The sequence below is a fragment of the Nocardioides anomalus genome, from assembly GCF_011046535.1.
In the GTDB taxonomy this organism is placed as follows: Bacteria; Actinomycetota; Actinomycetes; order Propionibacteriales; family Nocardioidaceae; genus Nocardioides; species Nocardioides anomalus.
Genome location: NZ_CP049257.1, coordinates 868,131 through 886,709, shown reverse-complemented (window position 1 = coordinate 886,709; position 18,579 = coordinate 868,131). Strand labels below are relative to the sequence as shown.

Sequence of the window (18,579 nt, the reverse complement as noted above, 5' to 3'; positions counted from 1 at the left end):
GCAGATACGTTCGGAGGGTGACGCTGATCGCGGAGGACCTGCTGCTCCTGCTCCTCGACAACGTGAAGGGAACCGTCTCGTCGTGGGGCTCGACCGACGTGCTGCTGGGTGGCGCGGTGCTGGCCGAGCTGGCGGTGGCCGGGCTGGTGACGGTGGACGAGAACAGGTCGAGGTGGAGGACCGACAAGGTCCACCCGGCCGGCGAGGCGCCCGCCGACCTCGACCCGGTGCTAGCCGACGCGCTGGCCACCATCGCCGAGAAGGACCGGGCGGCCAGCGACCTGGTCGGGCGGATCGGCAAGGGGCTCGAGGAGCGCCTGGCCACCCGGCTGGCCGAACGCGGCGTGATCGAGCGCAAGGACGGCAAGGTGCTCGGGCTCTTCCCACGCACCACCTGGCCGACCAGGGACTCCACGCACGAGGACGGCGTACGCCGCGCGGTGGCGAGCGCGCTGGTCGAGGGCCAGGACCCGGACCAGCGCACCGGCGCCCTCATCGCCCTGCTGGCTGCGGTGGACCAGGCCCACCAGGCGGTGGTCCCCGACACCGGAGCGAAGAAGCGCGAGCTCAACCAGCGAGCGAAGCAGATCGCCGAGGGCCAGTGGGCAGCCAGGGCGGTCAAGGACGCCGTCGACGCCGCCACCGCGGCGACGGTCGGCGCCGTGGTGGCGTCGACCGCCGCGACGACGGCTGCGACCAGCTAGACCTCAGTCGAAGTGCAGCTCGGACTCGCGGGTCCGCTTGAGCTCGGCGAAGTACGGGAACGCGCTGAGCGCCACCGCGCCGTCCCAGATCTTGCCGGCGTCCTCGCCGCGCGGGATCCGGGTCAGCACCGGGCCGAAGAAGGCGTGCCCGTTGATGGCGATCGTGGGCGTGCCGACGTCGTAGCCGACCTGGTCCATGCCCTCGTGGTGGGACGTGCGGATCGCGTCGTCCAGCGAGTCGTCGTCCATCCGGTCGGCGAGCTCGGTGGAGAGCCCCGCCTCGGACAGCGCGTCCTCGATGAGCCCGCGGTCCAGCTTCTCCGCGCCGCCGTTGTGCTTGCGGGTGCCGAGGGCGGTGTAGAGCTCGGCCAGCTTCTCCTGGCCGTACTCCTGCTCGACCGCCATGCACACGCGGACCGGCTGCCAGGCGTCCTTCAGCAGCGCGCGGTAGTCGTCGGAGATGTCCTTGTCCTCGTTGAGGTAGGCCAGGCTCATGATGCGCCAGGTCACCTTGATGTCGCGGACCTGCTCGACCTCGAGCACCGTGCGGGAGGTGATCCAGGCGAACGGGCAGAGCGGGTCGAACCAGAAGTCAACGTCGTCAGTGGCCACGTCCTTCTCTAACCCGTCGTGTGCACGAGTATTCCGGCGACCGCACCGGCGGCGACGTACCAGCCGGAGTTGAGCCGCGTGCGCCACAGCAGCACCAGGGTCATCGCAAAGAGCGCGACGGTCCACCCGTCCACCAGCGCGTCGCGCCCGAGCGTCCAGGAGACGCCGGCCATGAGGGCCAGCGCGGTGGCGTTCAGCCCGTCCAGCAGCGCGGAGGTCCAGTCCCGCGAGCGCAGCCAGCCGGCCAGCCGGGTGAGCAGCCCGACGAAGACGAACGACGGCAGGAAGATCCCCACCGTGGCCAGGAACGCCCCGGGCAGTCCCGCCACCAGGTAGCCCACGAACGTCGCGGTGGTGAAGACCGGTCCGGGCGTCACCTGGCCCACCGAGATCGCGTCGAGCAGCTGGTCGTGGGTGATCCAGCCCAGCCGGTCGACGAAGTCGCCCTCGAGGAAGGCCAGCAGCACGTAGCCGGAGCCGTAGAGCACCGCCCCGATCTTGAGCATCGTCGCGAACAGCGTCGCCAGCTGGCCGGCGCTCGGGTCGGCGAAGACCGGCAGGGCGGCCAGCGCGACCCCGTGCGTGCCCCGCAGCCGGACCAGGACGTGGACCAGCACGGCCACCGCGGCGCCGCCGAAGAGCACGACCAGCTCGTTGACCCCGAGGAGGTACGCCGCCAGCCCGGCCACCAGCAGCACGGCCAGGAAGGCCGACCTCACCACGGTCCGCACCAGCGGGACCAGGGCCCAGACGATGATGGCCACCACGACCGGCACCACGCCGTACAGCACGCCGTCGAAGGCGGGGGTGTCCCCGTGCTCGACGTACAGCCAGGCCAGTCCGGTGACGATGAGCGCGGCGGGGAGGATGAAGAGCACCCCGGCCAGCACGAGCCCGCGCCAGCGCGCCCGCTCGTGGCCCAGGTGGATGGCCAGCTCGGTGGAGTTGGGGCCGGGGATCAGGTTGGTGGCCCCCATCAGGTCCACGAACCGCTCGTCGCTCACCCAGCCGCGGCGGCGGACCAGCTCCTCGCGCATCATCGCGATGTGCGCGGCCGGGCCGCCGAAGGCCACGACGCCCAGGCGCAGGAACACCAGCGCCACCTCGCGGACCCTCCCCGGCGCGGGATCATGACGAGGTCCCGATCCGGTCACGTCTGCATCCTGCCGTGCCCCTGACGTGGTCCCGCTCACAGCCCGGGTGGCAGGATCGCCCCCATGCCTGGAACCAACCTCACGCGGGACGAGGCGGCCACCCGCGCCGCGCTCCTCGACGTCGCGTCGTACTCCATCGACCTGGACCTGACGACCGGCGACACCCACTTCGGCTCCACCACGACCATCGTCTTCAGCAGCCGTGAGACCGGCGGCTCCACCTTCGCCGACCTGGTGGACGCGACCGTCCACGAGATCACCCTGAACGGCGAGAGCGTCGACGTGTCGGCCTACGACGGCAGCCGGATCGCCCTGAGCGGGCTCCAGGCCGAGAACACCCTGGTCGTGAGGGCCGACTGCACCTACTCCCACACCGGCGAGGGCCTGCACCGCTTCGTCGACCCGGTCGACGACAGGGTCTACCTCTACAGCCAGTTCGAGGTGCCGGACGCCCGCCGCGTCTACACCACCTTCGAGCAGCCCGACCTCAAGGCGCCGGCGCAGTGGACGGTCACCGCGCCGAGCCACTGGGCGGTCGTCTCCAACGCCGCCTCCCCCGAGCCCACCGACCGCGGTGACGGCACCGCGACGTGGGCGTTCGCGCCGGCCGACCCGATGTCGACGTACGTCACCGCACTGGTGGCCGGTGAGTACCACGCCGTGCACCGCACCTACCGCGGCGCCACCCAGGAGATCCCGCTCGGCCTCTACTGCCGCCAGTCCCTGGTCGAGCACCTCGACGCCGACGAGCTGTTCAAGATCACCGAGCAGGGCTTCGCCTACTTCGAGGAGCAGTTCGGCTACCCCTACCCCTTCGGCAAGTACGACCAGCTGTTCGTGCCGGAGTACAACATGGGCGCGATGGAGAACGCCGGCTGCGTGACGCTGCGCGACGAGTACCTCCCCCGCAGCCGCCAGGACCGCTCGTTCTACGAGTTCCGCGCCGAGGTGGTCCTCCACGAGATGGCGCACATGTGGTTCGGCGACCTGGTGACCATGAAGTGGTGGGACGACCTCTGGCTCAACGAGTCGTTCGCCGAGTGGGCGTGCTACCACGCCGCCGTCAACGCCACCGAGTTCACCGAGGCCTGGACCGGCTTCACCAACGCCCGCAAGAACTGGGCCTACCGCCAGGACCAGCTGCCCAGCACGCACCCGATCGCCGCCGACAACCACGACCTCCAGGCGGTCGAGGTCAACTTCGACGGCATCACCTACGCCAAGGGCGCCTCGGTGCTCAAGCAGCTGGTGGCCTGGGTCGGCCTGGAGTCCTTCCTCGAGGGCCTGCGCGGCTACTTCCAGGACTTCGCGTTCGGCAACGCCGAGTTCAAGGACCTGCTCATGGCCCTGGAGAAGTCCAGCGGCCGCGAGCTCGAGTCGTGGGCCCAGGAGTGGCTGCAGACCTCGGGCGTGAACACCCTCGCCTCCTCCTTCGAGCTCGACGAGTCCGGCGCGTACTCCTCCTTCGCCGTCACCCAGTCGGCGGCCGCCGACTACCCGACGCTCCGCCGGCACCGGCTCGGCCTCGGGCTCTACGACAAGGTCGACGGCCGGCTGGTGCGTCGTACCTCGTTCGAGATCGACGTCGAGGGCGAGGCCACCGACGTCCCGCAGCTGGTCGGCGAGAAGCAGCCCGACCTGCTGCTGCTCAACGAGGGCGACCTGGCCTACGCCAAGATCCGCCTCGACGACCGCTCGCTGCAGACCGTGGTCACCAGCATCGAGACCATCGACGACTCGCTGGCCCGCGCCCTGTGCTGGGGCGCCGCCTGGGACATGACCCGCGACGCGGAGATGTCGGCCTCCGCCTTCGTCACCCTCGTGCTCTCGGGCATCGCCTCGGAGACCGACGCCTTCGGCGTGGCCCGCATCCCCGGGTACGCCGCCCAGGCCGTCACCCAGTACTCCGCCCCCGAGCACCGCGCCGAGCTCCGCGCCCGCTGGGAGTCCGGCCTGCGCGAGCTGCTGACCACCGCCGACCCCGGCAGCGACCACCAGCTCTCCTTCGCCCGCGCGTACGCCGGCGCCGCCCACTCCGACCAGGCCCTGAGCGACCTCGAGGGCCTCCTCGACGGCTCCTTCGAGATCGAGGGCCTCGCGGTCGACACCGACCTGCGCTGGACGATGCTCTCGGCCCTGGCCAAGAACGGCCGCGCCGACGCCGCCCGCATCGACGAGGAGCTCGCCCGCGACAACACCATCAGCGGCAAGGAGCACGCCGCCTCCGCCCGCACCCTGCGCCCCACCGCCGAGGCCAAGGCCGAGGCCTGGGAGCTGGCCATGGTCCGCGACGACGTCCCCAACGAGACCCAGCGCTCGATCGTGCTGGCCTTCCAGGCCTACGGCCAGGACGACGTCCTCGAGCCGTACGTCGAGAAGTACCTCACCGCCGCCGACACCATGTGGGAGGAGAAGGGCACCCAGCGCGCGAGCACGGCGCTGGAGTACATCTTCCCCAAGCACCTGGCCTCCCAGCGCCTCCTCGACCGGATCGACGCGTGGCTCGAGAGCTCACCGGCGAACCCCGCGGCCAAGCGGTACGTGCGCGAAGGCCGCGACGACGTGGCCCGGGCGCTGAGGGCTCAGGCGCGGGACGCTCAGGGCTAGGTTTCTTCGTCCGGGCCTGTGGTCTTCGTGCTGGGCTCCTGCTGACCTCGACGGTTCTTGCTCGTGCCGGGATCAATTGCGTAGCGGCCGCGCGCTCACCACCCCGACTCCCGCTGTCAAGGACGCCTTCGGCGCCGCGAGCGGCGAACTGCGGGGGCCTTCGGCCGTCGGGAGTTCGTCCTTGACAGCGGGACCCGGTCGGGGCGGTAAGACGCGCTCGAGGGCGGGGCACGCCCCGCCCGCAATGCGCGGCCGCCTCTGGCGACCACGCTGCGGTCCGCCTCCACGCACTTGTAACGCTCAGTTACGGGATCTTCCGACCCGTTGCAACGGGTCGGAAGATCCGATAACTGCGCGTTACAAGTTCTCGGCGGCGCCGGCCGCGGGACCCCGCACCACACCCCCACCCACCCGTGAAGGCGGAGGCGAGACGTTGCCGCCGCCGAACCAGGCCGGCTGTGGGCTGACCCGGCCACCGCCGGACCGCAGCCCCCTCGCCGAACGCTAGACCCGCGGCGTGGGGCACGCACACGAGACGTAATGGGGCTGGAAGCAGTCGCGTGCAACACGGCGTCGGTTGCGTTCGGTGAGGGGGCTGCGGTCAGGCGGAGGCCGGGTCAGTCCACAGGCGGCCGGAACCCCGAGAGCCGCACCACGAGACGAAGCACCCAGACCAAACCGAAAGTGCTCGGAAGGTCTACTCCGCGTGCAGGGTCTGCGGCGCCCGGGCGTGCTCCGCCAGCATCTGGATCCCGCGCCGCAGGCCTGCCACGAGCTCGCCCTGGGCGAAGAACGACTGCATCTGCGCCACGGCGAGCTCGACCTGCGGGTCGCGCAGCGTGCGGCGCACGGCGCTGCCGGTGACGACCTCGAGGGCGCGGGCGTCGGGGTCGACGAGGACCAGGACGCTGCGGGCCGGGGCGACGAGGGTCGCGTGCAGGCTCTCGGCGTACGCGCGGGGGTCGCCCTCGGCGTGGCCGACGAAGACCGAGAACTCCGCGCGCGAGAGCTGCTCGGCGCGGCGGATGGTCTCGTCGAGGGCCACCCGGTCGTGGGCGTTGAGCCGCCCGCTCAGCTCACCAGCGGCCACTGGCACCGCCCGAGTCGGAGTCCGCGGTCTCGCGGCTGGTCAGCTCGGCGGTGCCGGTGCGGGGGCCGCCGATCCACTGGTTCTCGACCGGGGGCTGGCCCGGGGCGATCCGCTCACCGCGCAGCAGCGAGGGGAGGTAGACCGCGACCGCGATCGAGAGGAACAGCAGCAGCGGGATCCCGCCCAGCACCAGCAGGGCGTGGACCATGTTCACGTCCTTCGGGTCGCTCCACCCCACGGGCACGTCCATGGGGACGAGGGCGGCGATGGCGCTCGGCGAGAGGGTCACCGCCCCAGGGTATCGACCTCGGGCCGTTCTGAGAGCCTGGGGCCCATGTTCCTGAGCAGCCCGTGCCAGCCGGACGAGTCGCTCTGCAACTGGGTGGACGACAGGACCGGCAACGCGACCCTGGCCAACCTGGCCGACGCCTTCATCGGCCTGCCCCTGGCCGTCCTCGGCCTGGTGGTGCTGGGGCTGGTGGTGCGCTTCGTGGCCCACCGGGTCGTGGACCGGATCGTCGCCGGCGCCGAGGAGGGGGTCCTCCCCGACCGGGTCAGCCGGTTCTCGCGCCGCCGGCGCCACCAGGAGCAGACCCACACCCAGGAGCTGCGCGACCTGGCCGCCCAGACCCGGCGGGTGCAGCGGGCCAAGACCATGGGCGACCTGCTCAAGAGCGTGATCACCGGTGTGCTGGTGGCGATCTTCGGGACCATGATCCTGAGCCAGGTCGGCGTCAACATCGCCCCGATCATCGCCAGCGCCGGGATCATCGGCATCGCGCTCGGCTTCGGCGCCCAGTCGCTGGTGAAGGACTTCCTGTCCGGCATCTTCTTGATCTTCGAGGACCAGTTCGGGGTCGGCGACGTGGTCGACGTCGGCGAGGCCAGCGGCACGGTGGAGGCGGTCAGCCTGCGGGTGACGCGGCTGCGCTCGCTGGACGGCACGGTCTGGTACGTCCCCAACGGCGAGATCCTGCGCGTGGGCAACCAGAGCCAGAACTGGTCGCGTGCGGTGATCGACGTCGGCGTCGGGTACGACGAGGAGCTGGGTCGCGTGAAGCGGGTCCTGCAGGAGGTCGCCCGCGACCTGTGGGAGGACGACGACTACCGCTCGCTCATCATCGAGGAGCCGGAGGTGACCGGCGTCGAGGCGCTGTCGGCGGACTCGGTGACGCTGCGCGTGCTGGTCAAGACCCAGCCGCTCGAGCAGTGGGGCATCGGCCGCGAGCTGCGCCAGCGGATCAAGGCGCGCTTCGACCACGAGGGCATCGAGATGCCGTTCCCGCAGCGGGTGGTCTGGCACCGCGACGGGCGGCCGCACCCGCCCGGCACCCCGCCGGAGCAGGGGCCGGGCGAGCCGGCCGACGACCGGGTCTGACTCAGGCCAGCGCTGCGTCGAGGGTGATCGTCGTGCCGGCCAGCGCCTGGCTGACCGGGCAGTTGGCCTTGGCGTCCTCGGCCGCGGCCACGAAGTCCTCCTCGCTGATGCCGTCGACGGTGCCGCGCACGGTCAGCCGGATCTCGGTGATGCCGGTGCCGGGCACGAAGTCGACCTCGGCCGAGGTCTTGAGCTCGGTGGGCGGGGTCCCGGCCTTGGCCAGGCCGTTGGAGAAGGCCATCGAGAAGCACGCCGAGTGGGCGGCCGCGATGAGCTCCTCGGGGCTGGTCTTGCCGTTCGCGTCCTCCGCGCGCGACGCCCAGGTCACGTCGTACGTGCCGATGCCCGAGGACTGCAGCTCGACGCTGCCCGCGCCCTCGAACAGCGAGCCCTGCCAGGTGGTCTCTGCCTTGCGAGTGGTTGCCATGCCGCCGAGTTTGGCAGGCCGTCAGAATGGGTCGGTGAGCACCTTCTACGACGAGATCGGCGGCTACGAGACGATCCGCCTCATCGTCGGCCGTTTCTACGCGGGCGTGGCCGAGGACCCGGTGCTCCGCCCGCTCTACCCCGAGGAGGACCTCGGTCCGGCCGAGGAGCGCTTCCGCGACTTCCTGGTGCAGTACTGGGGCGGCCCCACGACGTACTCCGACGGCCGCGGCCACCCGCGGCTGCGGATGCGGCACGCACCGTTCGCGGTCACCCCGACCGCCAAGGACCACTGGCTCACGCACTTCCGGGCCGGGCTCGACGAGGCGGTGCGGGCCGGGCTGCTGAGCCCGGAGCAGGACACGCAGTTCTGGGAGTACGTCACCCACGCCGCCCAGTTCATGGTCAACCACTTCGACCAGGCCCCCGGCCCGCGCTGACGAGAAGATCCCGCCGCCGGCTGTAACGCTCCGCGGCGCCCGTGACAGGAAGCGGGTGTCGGAGGAGCTCCCGCCTCGACCCAGACGAGGCGGGTACGGCCCGGCGGTCTGCGCCCCCCGCGCTGCCGCCGGGTCACCTCCGGCGCCTCTGGTGGTCGTCCGGGAGGGGGACAGCGTGCTCGACCTGCGGCTCGACGTACCCGAGCTGGAGCCCGACCCGCGACTGCTCGCCGAGCTCTCCGCCCGCAGCGCCGGCGCGGCCCCCGGCGCCGCAGGCACCGGGCGCGTCCTGCTCGCCGCGGCCGGCGTGGCGGCCGTCGCCGGCGTCTCGTGGCTCGCCGGCGCGCTGCCCGGCACCCACTCCCCGCTGAGCCCGGAGCCTGTCCACCGGCCCGCGCCCGGCGTCGGGGTCACCCCGGGTCCCGACCCGTCGCCGCTCGGCGCGGCCGCGGCTCCCCCGTCGGCCTCGGCCGCCCCGGGCGCGACGACCGGTCCGCCCGGCACGGGGAAGGGCAAGGGGAAGAGCAAGGCGAGGGGGCACGCCGAGGCGCACCACCCCGCGGGGCCGAGCAGGGCGCCGGAGCCGACCGAGCCCCCGCACCCGGCCCACCCGGCCCACCCGGCCCACCCGGTCCACCCGGTCCACCCGGTCCACCCGGTCCACCCGAGCCACCCGAGCCACCCGAGCCACCCCGTGCACCCTCCCCACCCCCAGGGCGGCGCGCCCGGCCGGGGCCACCAGCGGTGAGGGACGACGCCGTCGTCGCCGCGGCCAAGCAGGGCGACCAGGACGCGTGGCGCGCGCTCTACCGCGCGCACGCCGGGCGCCTCGTGGTCTGGCTCGAGACGCGCTCCGGCACCGATGGGGCGTACGCCGCCGAGGACGTCGCCGGGCAGACCTGGCTGACGGCGGCCGAGAAGGTGCACGACTACCACGGGAGCGCCGAGGAGTTCGGCGGGTGGCTGTTCGGGATCGCCCGCCGGGTGGCCGCCAACGCCCGCCGCCGGGCCGGGCGCCGCCAGACCGACCCGGTCGAGGACATCCCCACCGTGGTGGTCGCCGGACCGGAGACCACCGTGCCCGGTCAGGCGTGGGTGCGCGAGGTGCTGGCCGGCCTGTCCCCGCGCGAGCGCGACGTGGTGGCCTGCGTCGACGTGGTCGGGCTCAGCGTGGCCGACGCCGCCCAGGCACTGGGCATGACGCCGGTCGCCGTACGAGTGGCGCGGCACCGCGCGCTGCGGCGCCTGCGCGACGCCGGAGCCAGCCTGGCGCTGCTCAGCTCGGCCTGACCTGGAGGGCCGCGGCCTCCAGGCTCGCGCGGACCTCGGGATCCGGCTCGGTGGAGCGCTCGCTGGCCAGGTCGAAGAAGACCACGGTGACCTGGGCGCGCGCGAGGGGCTGGTCGCCGTCGCGGATCTCGGAGTCGATCGTCATCGAGCGGGTGCCGACCCGGCTGATGACCGAGTGGCAGGCGTAGGGCTCCGGGCGGAACAGCAGCGGGCGCAGGTAGTCCACGTCGGTCTGGGCCACCACGACGCTGAACCGACGCTGCGGGACCAGCTCGTTGACGAGGGTGACGCGGGACTCCTGGAGGTACTCGAAGTACTTCACGTTGTTGACGTGGCCGTAGACGTCGACGTCGGAGAACCGGACGTGGACGGGGTAGAGCGAGCGGGACTCGGCCAGCGCGGGCGTGCGGCGCCGGGGCTGGGCGTCGGGCTCGAGGTGCTGCTCGAGGGCGGCGCGCTCCTCCGGGGCGATCCGGCGGGGCCGCTCCTCGGCGAAGACGTACGGCGTGAGCACGGTGGTCGCGCGCAGGTAGACCACCCGGCCGGCCTCGGCGTCCTCGTGGAAGATCTCGTAGGCCATGGTGAAGCTGGCGGCCTTGACCTCGGTCACCCAGCACTCGATGGAGACCGGACGGAAGTCGAAGGTCAGCGTCTTGAGGTAGGTGACCTCATGCCGGGCCACGACCAGGCCCTCGGCCAGCCGCTCCGGCCCACGCCCGTGGGCGCGGAGCATGTCGACGCGCGCCTCCTGGAGGTAGTCGACGTACACCACGTTGTTGACGTGACCGAGCTGGTCCAGGTCGGCCCAGCGCATCGGGCACTCGTAGCGGTGGCGCACGCCCCGACTCTGCCAGAGCGCGCTCGCGCCCCGGGGGCTCAGTGGGCCAGGACGAGGCGGCGGTAGTAGGTCGGGATGCTCTGGTGACGCGCGACGCGGACCCGGTGGTGGTGGGTCACCTCGCGCCCGAGGACGGTGAGCGACGCGACGGCGCCGGCCACGGCCAGCAGGGCGATCACGACGAAGAACGGCAGGACGCCGGAGAGGTCGTACAGCATGGCGGTTGCTCCTTTTCTACGTTTGTAGAATTCTCTACATCTGTAGAAAGTACGCCGCTCGTGGGCGCTCCGCAAGCCCGACGGCACAATGGGGTGGTGCCGTCCGTCACAGCCGCCGAGTCCGAGGCGCCCGCGCTCTCGCCGCGACGTCGCGCGCTGCTCGAGGCCGCGCTGCACGTGGTGGCCGAGGAGGGCCTGCGGGGCCTGACCCACCGGGCCGTCGACCGGCGGGCGGGGCTGCCGGAGGGCACCTGCTCGGCGTACTTCCGGACGCGGGAGGCGCTGCAGACCGGTCTCACGGCGTACGTCGCGGCGCAGTGCGGTCAGGACGTGCGGGACCTGGCCGACCAGCTGGCCGCCCTCGGCACTGACGAGCCGGGGCTGCCGGAGCGGGTGGTGACCACGGTCGTCGAGGCCTTCGAGAGCTGGCTGGACGAGGGCGAGCTGATCCTGGCGCGCATCGAGCTGTCCATGGAGGGCTCGCGCAACCCCGCCCTGGCCGCGGTCCTGGCGGAGTACCGCGACCGGCTCGTGGCCGTCGTCGACGCGACCCTGGCCTCGCGCGGCAAGCGGCACGACGGGCGCACCGCCGAGGCGCTGGTGGCCGCCTCCGACGGGCTGCTGGTGGCGGCGCTGCAGAAGCCGCCGGCCGAGCGGCGGCCGTTCCTGTCGGAGTCGCTGCGCCTGATCCTGCACGCGCTCACCGAGGCGTGAGTCACACCGCCGTCCTCTGCGACGTCCCCTAGGCTCGGGCTCATGCCTGAAGCCGTGATCGTCTCCGCCGCCCGCTCCCCCATCGGCCGCGCCAACAAGGGCTCGCTCAAGGACCTGCGTCCCGACGACCTGACCGCGACGATCATCCAGGCCGCGCTGGCCAAGGTGCCCGAGCTGGACCCGACGACCATCGACGACCACTACCTCGGCTGCGGGCTGCCCGGCGGCGAGTCCGGCAACAACATGGCCCGCGTCGTCAACGTGCTGCTCGGCCTCGACGAGGTCCCCGGTGCCACCATCACGCGCTACTGCTCCTCCTCGGTGCAGACCACCCGGATGGCCTTCCACGCCATCAAGGCCGGCGAGGGCGACGTGTTCCTCTCCGCCGGTGTCGAGACCGTCTCGCGCTTCGCCAAGGGCACCTCGGACCACTGGCCCGACACCCAGAACCACCTCTTCGACGAGGCCAAGGCGCGCACCGAGGAGCAGGCGCAGGGCGGCCAGGGCTGGCACGACCCGCGTGAGGACGACACCCTCCCCGACGTCTACATCGCGATGGGCCAGACGGCCGAGAACGTCGCCAAGCTGCGCGGCCTGGACCGCAAGGAGCTCGACGAGTTCGGCGTCCGCTCGCAGAACCTCGCCGAGAAGGCCCTCGCCGACGGCTTCTGGCAGCGCGAGATCACCCCGGTCACCACCCCCGACGGCACCGTCGTCTCCGCCGACGACGGCCCGCGCGCCGGCGTCACCTACGACGCGGTCTCGCAGCTGCAGCCGGTCTTCCGCCCCGACGGCGTGGTCACCGCCGGCAACTGCTGCGCCCTCAACGACGGCGCCGCCGCCGTCATCATCATGAGCGACACCAAGGCCGCCGAGCTCGGCCTGACCCCGCTGGCCCGCATCGTCTCCACCGGCGTCTCCGGCCTGTCGCCCGAGATCATGGGCCTCGGCCCGGTCGAGGCCTCCAAGCGCGCCCTCGCCCACGCCGGGATGTCCATCGACGACATCGACCTGGTCGAGATCAACGAGGCGTTCGCGGCACAGGTCGTGCCGTCGTACCAGGACCTCGGCATCGACCTGGACCGCCTCAACGTCAACGGCGGCGCCATCGCGGTCGGCCACCCGTTCGGCATGACCGGCGCCCGCCTGCAGAACACGATGCTCAACAGCCTCGACTTCCACGACAAGTCCACCGGCCTCATCACCATGTGCGTCGGCGGCGGTCAGGGCATGGCGCTCATCCTGGAGCGCCTGTCCTGACCCGCACCCGACTTCTCAGCGCTTCGCCGGGAGGTCGGGTAGGTCGCGCCTGACCGGCGGATTAGGATCCCCCGCGTGGAGGCGGAGGAGACTCGGTGGCTCGACGTCGGCCAGCAGCGCTCGTGGCGCGCGCTGGTCATGGGCACCACCCTGCTCTTCGACCGCCTCGACGAGGACCTGCGCCGCGCGCACGACATCTCCCTGGTCGAGTACGAGATCCTCGTGCGCCTCTCCGAGCGCGACGGCCAGATGCGCATGGCCGCCCTCGCCGACGCCCTGGCCCACAGCCGCAGCCGGGTGACCCACACCGTCACCCGCATGGAGAAGCAGGGCCTGGTCCAGCGCTCCAGCTCACCTGAGGACGGCCGCGGCATCCTGGCCACGCTCACGGAGAAAGGCCACGACCTGCTCGTCCGCGCCGCCCCCTCGCACGTGACCGGCGTGCGCGAGCACCTCGTGGACCTGGCCAGCGACGCGGACTTCGAGGCCCTCGGCCGCGTCATGGACGCGGTCTCGGACAACCTGATCTCCGACCACCCCGAGATGGAGATCCGCTAGCGGATCCCCGGCCCGCCGCGCGGTCAGTCGCGGGTCAGGCGGCGGTGGGTGACGCGGTGCGGGCGGGCCGCCTCGACGCCGAGGCGCTCGACCTTGTTCTCCTCGTACGCCGCGAAGTTGCCCTCGAACCAGAACCACTTCGCCGGGTCCTCCGCGTCGCCCTCCCACGCGAGGATGTGGGTGGCGATGCGGTCCAGGAACCACCGGTCGTGGGAGGTGACCACGGCGCAGCCGGGGAAGTCGAGCAGCGCGTCCTCGAGGCTGGAGAGGGTCTCCACGTCCAGGTCGTTGGTCGGCTCGTCGAGCAGCAGCAGGTTGCCGCCCATCTTGAGCGTGAGCGCGAGGTTCAGCCGGTTGCGCTCACCGCCGGAGAGGACGCCGGCCTTCTTCTGCTGGTCGGGGCCCTTGAAGCCGAACGACGCGACGTACGCGCGGGAGTTCATCTCGAAGTTCGCGACCTTGATGAAGTCCAGGCCGTCGCTGACGACCTCCCAGACGTTCTTCTGCGGGTCGATGCCGCCGCGGCTCTGGTCGACGTACGACAGCTTGACGGTCTGGCCGACGGTCAGCGTGCCGGCGTCGGGCTTCTCGTCGCCGGTGATCATCCGGAACAGCGTGGTCTTGCCGACGCCGTTGGGGCCGATGACGCCGACGATGCCGGCGCGCGGGAGCGAGAACGACAGGTCGTGCATGAGCAGCCGGTCGTCGAAGCCCTTGGTCAGGCCGTTGGCCTCGAGGACGATGTCACCCAGACGCGGGCCGGCCGGGATGTTGATCTCGGAGGTGTCGATCTTGCGGTCGCGGTCGGCCGCTGCGGCCATCTCCTCGTAGCGCGCGAGCCGCGACTTGCTCTTGGTCTGGCGGGCCTTGGCGTTGGACCGGACCCACTCCAGCTCCTTCTCGAGCATCTTGGCGCGCTTGGCGTCCTTCTGCCCCTCGATCTTGAGCCGTTCCTTCTTGGTCTCGAGGTACGTCGAGTAGTTGCCCTCGTAGGGGTGCGTCTTGCCGCGGTCGAGCTCGAGGATCCACTCGGCCACGTTGTCGAGGAAGTAGCGGTCGTGGGTGATGGCCAGGACGGCGCCCGGGTAGGACTTGAGGTGACCCTCGAGCCACTGCACCGACTCGGCGTCGAGGTGGTTGGTGGGCTCGTCGAGGAGCAGCAGGTCCGGCTGCTGGAGCAGCAGCTTGCACAGCGCGACGCGGCGGCGCTCACCACCGGAGAGGGTGTCGACGATGGCGTCCGGCGGCGGGCAGCGCAGGGCGTCCATGGCCTGGTCGAGCCGGCTGTCGAGCTCCCAGGCGTTGGCGTTGTCCAGGTCGGTCTGCAGGTCGCCCATCTCGGCCATCAGCGCGTCGAAGTCGGCGTCGGGGTCGCCCATCGCCTCGGAGACCTCGTTGAAGCGCTGCATCTTGGCCATGATGTCGCCGACGGCCTCCTGGACGTTCTCCAGGACGGTCTTGCCCTCGGTCAGGGGCGGCTCCTGCTGGAGCATCCCGACGGTCGCGTCCGGGTCCTTGATGGCGTCGCCGTTGTTGGCGTGCTCGAGGCCGGCCATGATCTTGAGCAGCGTCGACTTGCCCGTGCCGTTGGGTCCGACGACGCCGATCTTCGCGCCGTGCAGGAACGACAAGGTGACGTTGTCGAGGACGACCTTGTCACCGTGGGCCTTGCGCACGTTGCGCAGGGTGAACACATACTCCGCCATGGTCCACGAGCCTAGTTGCGGGCCACGAACCTTCCACAATCGCGTGCTCCGGGCCCGTCCTCCACAGGTGGCGTCGGCGGGCCTGCGTCGGGTCGGCTCGATGAGGCACCGTCGTGCGCACTGACCCCTTCCTCGACGGAGACCGCATGAACGAGACCCACGTGACCCTCCAGGGCAACCTCGGAGGCGACGTCCGCTTCCACGACACCGCCAAGGGCGCGGTCGCCAGCTTCCGCGTCGGCACCACGCCCCGCTGGCCCGACCGCACCACCGGCGCCTGGGTGGACGGCGACACCACCTGGTACACCGTCACGGCCTGGCGCGCCCTGGCCCGCAACTGCGCCGCGTCGCTGCACAAGGGCGACCCCGTGGTCGTGCACGGTCGCCTCACCGGGCGCGAGTGGTCCAACGCCCAAGGCTCCGGCACCACGTTGGAGGTCGACGCCACCTTCGTCGGCCACGACCTCAACCGCGGCACCGGCACCTTCGCCAGGACCGGTCCCGGCCCGGCCCTGGCTCCCGACCCGGCGGCCGCCGGCGCGGCCTCCGCGGAGGAGGAGGTGGTGCCCCAGGGAGCCGCCGCCTGAGCCGACCCCACGAGCCGGCCGGGGTCGCGCCCAGCGCACCCACGCCCGCCGCACGGGCGCCCCGGGCCGGTCGCCCGGCGTCACCCGGACCGCTGCGCACGGTCCGGGCGGCGGCGGGCTGGACCGGTGACGGGACGCGGGCCGCGCGCGGGACGCCGCGCGGGCTCGACCCCCGGCGCCCGGCTAGAGGTCGGCTACCCGCGGGGCGACCTCGGTGCCGAGCAGCTCGATGCCGCGCAGCAGGTCGTCGTGGGCCAGGCGCGGGTTGGTCATCTGCAGCGAGACCCGGTCGACGCCGCCGAGCTGCTCGGCCACGCGCCCGAGCTTGGTCACGATCTGGTCGGGGTCGCCGAGGAAGAAGGCGCCGTCCGGTCCGCTCGTGGCGTCGAACTGCGCGCGGTTGGGCGGCGGGAAGCCCCGCTCGCGGGCGACCGAGGTGAACATCTCGTGCCAGCCCGGGTAGATCGTGTCCGCGGCGTGGCGACGGCTCTCCCCGACGTAGCCGAAGACGTGCAGCCCGACCTGCAGGTCCGCGGGTGCGTGACCGGCCTCTGCACCGGCGCGGCGGTAGAGCTCGACCAGCGGCCCGAAGCGTCGCGGCTCGCCGCCGATGATCGCGACCATCAGCGGCAGGCCCAGCACGCCGGCGCGCACGAAGGACTCCGGCGTACCGCCGACGCCGACCCAGATCGGCAGCCGCTCCTGCACCGGTCGCGGGTAGACGCCCTGGCCCGTGAGGGGAGGGCGGTGCTTCCCGGACCAGGTCACGTGCGGTGCCTCGCGGATCTGGAGCAGCAGGTCGAGCTTCTCGGCGAACAACGAGTCGTAGTCCGCCAGGTCGAGGCCGAACAGCGGGAAGGACTCGACGAAGGAGCCGCGCCCGACCACCAGGTCGGTCCGGCCGCCCGAGATCAGGTCGAGCGTCGCGAACTGCTGGAAGAGCCGCACCGGGTCGGCCGCGCTCAGCACCGCCACCGCGCTGCCGAGCCGGATGGACGTCGTGCGCGCGGCGGCCGCCGCGAGGATCACGGGGGGCGCGGAGTCGTAGTACTCCTCACGGTGGTGCTCGCCGATGCCGAACGAGTAGAGCCCGGACCGGTCGGCGAGCTCGATCTCCTCGAGCAGGTGGGCCATCCGCTCGGCGGGGCCGACGACATGACCGGTCGACGGGTCGGTGACCCGCGAGACGAAGCTGTCCACGCCGACGTGCAAGGCGACCTCCGAGGCTGGTGGTGAGAGTGCCGGGCCAACACCCGCGGCTGCGCGCTCATTCCGCACCGCCCGTCGACCGGCGGGGGCGCGGTGAGGAGGCAGTGGCCGCTAGGTCGCGAGCACCTGGTCCAGGCCGTTGCGCACGGCCCGGAAGGCGTCGAGCTCCTGCTCGACCGGCGCGACCACCAGCGCGGACGACACCTGGCTGACCGCCTCGCGCAGTCGTCGGTCCGCGGCGGCGGCACGGCGGCGGGCGGTGAGGTCGACCAGCGGTCCGCACACCAGCGCCAGGAGGATGCCGAGCACCACGCCACCGATGAGCAGCAGCAGCGGCAGGTCGATGCCGGACACCGACGGGACGGAGGAGGAGCCGAGGCCACCGGAGGCCGCGAGGGCGACGGTCCAGGCGCCGCCGACGAGCACGGCCAGGATCAGCAACCACTGCACGACGCGGACCAGGCCGGCCCAGGAGGGCACCGTGGAGACGCCGAGGTCGGTGCCGCTGACGGCGGCGTCGAGCTGGTCGCCCATGTCGTCGACCTGGGCGAGGGAGGCGCGGCGCACGGCGTCGGCCCACGGGCGGGTCATGCCGGCGGAGACGTCGTCGGCCAGGGCGCGGACCTCGGTGTCGACCTTGGCGCGCTGGACCGGCGTGGCGGTGGGGATCGAGGTGCGCGCACGACCGGTCAGCAGGCGGCCGTCGGCGCCGAGGTCGAGGTGCAGGCGGCGCAGCGGGTCGGGGCGCAGGCGCGACAGCCAGGAGACGACCGGCCAGCCCGTGGCGGCGCGGGCGCGCATCCGGGTGGAGCGCTCGATGGCCTCGACCACGGTCGGTACGCCGGCCGAGTCGGCCAGCGCCTCGTCGAGGGCCTGCACGCGGCCGGCGGCGAGGGAGCGGGGGCGACCGGGACCGCAGGCCTCGGAGAGGCGGGTGGCGACGCCGCGGACGTCGGCCTCGATGCGGGCGCGGGTCGCCTTCTTGTCGGCCACGCGGCGCGCGATCTCGGCGCGGAGCTCGGCGATGCCGTCGCCGTGGCGGGCGCTGGTGGCGATCACGGGCACGTCGGACAGGCCGTCGGCGTCGAGCAGGCGGCGCACGTCGGCCAGCATCGAGGCGCGGCGGTCCTCGGGCACGGTGTCGATGTGGTTGAGCACGACGACCATGACGCCGGCGTGCGAGGCCTGGGGCGCGAGGTAGCGGTCGTGGATGGCGGCGTCGGCGTACTTCTGCGGGTCCAGCACCCACACCAGCAGGTCGGCCAGCTTGACGATGCGGTCGACCTCGAGGTGGTGGGCGACCTCGGTGGAGTCGTGGTCGGGCAGGTCGAGCAGGACCACGCCCTCCATGGCGCGGTCCTCGCGGCGCGTGGCCGGCGAGAGGGACCCGGAGGAGTCGAGCATCGAGTCGCGGGTAGTCTGGTGGCGCGGCGGGATCCCGAGCCACTCGAGCAGCTCCTGCGCGCCCTCGCTCCCCCACACGCAGGCGGTGGCCCACGAGGTGGTGGGGCGGCGTACGCCGACCGCGGAGAGCTCGAGTCCGGTGAGCGCGTTGAAGGTCGAGGACTTGCCCGAGCCGGTGGCGCCGGCGATGGCGACCACGGTGTGGTCGGCGGACAGCCGGAGCCGTGAGCCCGCCCGGTCCACGACCCCGGCAGCGTCGTCGACCACGTCGTCGGGCAGCCGGCCCCGGGCCGCGGAGACCGCGGACTCCAGCGCCTCGATGCGCCCGCCCAGGTCGGACCCGCGCGTGACGAGCCGGCGGGCGCCCTCGAGCAACGACGTCAT

At 72.5% G+C, this 18,579-nt stretch carries 20 protein-coding genes; 10 read left to right on the top strand and 10 right to left on the bottom strand.

The annotated features are described in order from the left end of the window. Window positions 1–17: 17 nt before the first annotated feature. Window positions 18–704 (top strand): GOLPH3/VPS74 family protein, encoded by a 687-nt coding sequence (locus tag G5V58_RS04625; RefSeq protein ID WP_165229171.1) that lies wholly within the window; start codon window positions 18–20, stop codon window positions 702–704. 3 nt (window positions 705–707) lie between these two features. Here the strand turns inward: G5V58_RS04625 and G5V58_RS04620 are convergent, their stop codons facing one another. Further along, window positions 708–1,316, bottom strand: a complete 609-nt coding sequence (locus G5V58_RS04620) for a mycothiol-dependent nitroreductase Rv2466c family protein (protein ID WP_165229169.1) — start codon at window positions 1,314–1,316, stop codon at window positions 708–710. Window positions 1,317–1,324: 8 nt separating this feature from the next. After that, the gene (gene chrA / locus G5V58_RS04615) at window positions 1,325–2,419 is read right to left on the bottom strand and encodes a chromate efflux transporter (protein WP_230487088.1); all 1,095 of its coding nucleotides are present in this window, start codon (window positions 2,417–2,419) and stop codon (window positions 1,325–1,327) included. Window positions 2,420–2,533: 114 nt separating this feature from the next. On the opposite strand from chrA, the gene pepN reads away from it, so the two are divergent. Continuing rightward, the gene (gene pepN / locus G5V58_RS04610; RefSeq protein ID WP_165229165.1) at window positions 2,534–5,077 is read left to right on the top strand and encodes an aminopeptidase N; all 2,544 of its coding nucleotides are present in this window, start codon (window positions 2,534–2,536) and stop codon (window positions 5,075–5,077) included. A 697-nt stretch (window positions 5,078–5,774) separates the two neighbouring features. On the opposite strand, the gene G5V58_RS04605 is transcribed toward pepN, so the two are convergent. Both G5V58_RS04605 and G5V58_RS04600 read right to left on the bottom strand, forming a co-directional pair. After that, window positions 5,775–6,173, bottom strand: a complete 399-nt coding sequence (locus G5V58_RS04605) for a DUF5130 family protein (protein WP_230487087.1) — start codon at window positions 6,171–6,173, stop codon at window positions 5,775–5,777. Beyond that, window positions 6,154–6,456 (bottom strand): hypothetical protein, encoded by a 303-nt coding sequence (locus tag G5V58_RS04600; protein WP_165229163.1) that lies wholly within the window; start codon window positions 6,454–6,456, stop codon window positions 6,154–6,156. Before G5V58_RS04600 ends, G5V58_RS04605 begins: the two co-directional genes overlap by 20 nt. Window positions 6,457–6,501: 45 nt before the next feature. On the opposite strand from G5V58_RS04600, the gene G5V58_RS04595 reads away from it, so the two are divergent. After that, window positions 6,502–7,545 (top strand): mechanosensitive ion channel family protein, encoded by a 1,044-nt coding sequence (locus tag G5V58_RS04595; protein WP_165229161.1) that lies wholly within the window; start codon window positions 6,502–6,504, stop codon window positions 7,543–7,545. Between the two features lies 1 nt (window position 7,546). Here the strand turns inward: G5V58_RS04595 and G5V58_RS04590 are convergent, their stop codons facing one another. Next, the gene (locus G5V58_RS04590) at window positions 7,547–7,972 is read right to left on the bottom strand and encodes an OsmC family peroxiredoxin (protein ID WP_165229159.1); all 426 of its coding nucleotides are present in this window, start codon (window positions 7,970–7,972) and stop codon (window positions 7,547–7,549) included. Window positions 7,973–8,006: 34 nt separating this feature from the next. Between G5V58_RS04590 and G5V58_RS04585 the strand changes: the two genes are divergently transcribed. The 3 genes from G5V58_RS04585 to G5V58_RS04575 all read left to right on the top strand — a co-directional run bounded on the left by G5V58_RS04585 (window position 8,007) and on the right by G5V58_RS04575 (window position 9,701). Next, window positions 8,007–8,411 (top strand): globin, encoded by a 405-nt coding sequence (locus tag G5V58_RS04585; RefSeq protein WP_230487086.1) that lies wholly within the window; start codon window positions 8,007–8,009, stop codon window positions 8,409–8,411. A 175-nt stretch (window positions 8,412–8,586) separates the two neighbouring features. Continuing rightward, a complete protein-coding gene (locus G5V58_RS25580; protein ID WP_196240560.1) occupies window positions 8,587–9,159 on the top strand; it encodes a hypothetical protein in 573 nt (190 codons plus the stop codon). Beyond that, window positions 9,156–9,701 (top strand): RNA polymerase sigma factor, encoded by a 546-nt coding sequence (locus tag G5V58_RS04575; RefSeq protein WP_165229155.1) that lies wholly within the window; start codon window positions 9,156–9,158, stop codon window positions 9,699–9,701. The genes G5V58_RS25580 and G5V58_RS04575 overlap by 4 nt, the downstream gene beginning before the upstream one ends. Here the strand turns inward: G5V58_RS04575 and G5V58_RS04570 are convergent. Both G5V58_RS04570 and G5V58_RS04565 read right to left on the bottom strand, forming a co-directional pair. Further along, window positions 9,688–10,539: an acyl-CoA thioesterase gene (locus G5V58_RS04570; protein WP_165229153.1), complete on the bottom strand. Its 852-nt coding sequence runs from the start codon at window positions 10,537–10,539 to the stop codon at window positions 9,688–9,690. The two genes, G5V58_RS04575 and G5V58_RS04570, sit on opposite strands and share 14 nt — an antisense overlap. A 38-nt stretch (window positions 10,540–10,577) precedes the next feature. Continuing rightward, window positions 10,578–10,757 (bottom strand): hypothetical protein, encoded by a 180-nt coding sequence (locus tag G5V58_RS04565; protein WP_165229151.1) that lies wholly within the window; start codon window positions 10,755–10,757, stop codon window positions 10,578–10,580. 96 nt (window positions 10,758–10,853) lie between these two features. Between G5V58_RS04565 and G5V58_RS04560 the strand changes: the two genes are divergently transcribed. The 3 genes from G5V58_RS04560 to G5V58_RS04550 all read left to right on the top strand — a co-directional run bounded on the left by G5V58_RS04560 (window position 10,854) and on the right by G5V58_RS04550 (window position 13,289). Beyond that, window positions 10,854–11,471 (top strand): TetR/AcrR family transcriptional regulator, encoded by a 618-nt coding sequence (locus G5V58_RS04560; RefSeq protein WP_165229149.1) that lies wholly within the window; start codon window positions 10,854–10,856, stop codon window positions 11,469–11,471. A gap of 42 nt (window positions 11,472–11,513) precedes the next feature. Continuing rightward, on the top strand, window positions 11,514–12,731 hold the full coding sequence (locus tag G5V58_RS04555; protein WP_165229147.1) for an acetyl-CoA C-acetyltransferase: 1,218 nt from the start codon (window positions 11,514–11,516) through the stop codon (window positions 12,729–12,731). A gap of 75 nt (window positions 12,732–12,806) precedes the next feature. Next, a complete protein-coding gene (locus tag G5V58_RS04550) occupies window positions 12,807–13,289 on the top strand; it encodes a MarR family winged helix-turn-helix transcriptional regulator (protein WP_329957554.1) in 483 nt (160 codons plus the stop codon). A gap of 23 nt (window positions 13,290–13,312) precedes the next feature. Here the strand turns inward: G5V58_RS04550 and ettA are convergent, their stop codons facing one another. Then, the gene (ettA, locus tag G5V58_RS04545; protein ID WP_165229145.1) at window positions 13,313–14,995 is read right to left on the bottom strand and encodes an energy-dependent translational throttle protein EttA; all 1,683 of its coding nucleotides are present in this window, start codon (window positions 14,993–14,995) and stop codon (window positions 13,313–13,315) included. Window positions 14,996–15,108: 113 nt separating this feature from the next. Between ettA and G5V58_RS04540 the strand changes: the two genes are divergently transcribed. Beyond that, a complete protein-coding gene (locus G5V58_RS04540) occupies window positions 15,109–15,582 on the top strand; it encodes a single-stranded DNA-binding protein (RefSeq protein ID WP_165229143.1) in 474 nt (157 codons plus the stop codon). A 183-nt stretch (window positions 15,583–15,765) separates the two neighbouring features. Here G5V58_RS04540 and G5V58_RS04535 read toward each other — a convergent pair whose 3' ends face one another. Next, on the bottom strand, window positions 15,766–16,782 hold the full coding sequence (locus G5V58_RS04535; protein WP_230487085.1) for an LLM class flavin-dependent oxidoreductase: 1,017 nt from the start codon (window positions 16,780–16,782) through the stop codon (window positions 15,766–15,768). Window positions 16,783–16,902: 120 nt separating this feature from the next. Further along, entirely contained in the window at window positions 16,903–18,579 is a 1,677-nt protein-coding gene (locus G5V58_RS04530) for a GTPase (protein WP_165229139.1), read from the bottom strand.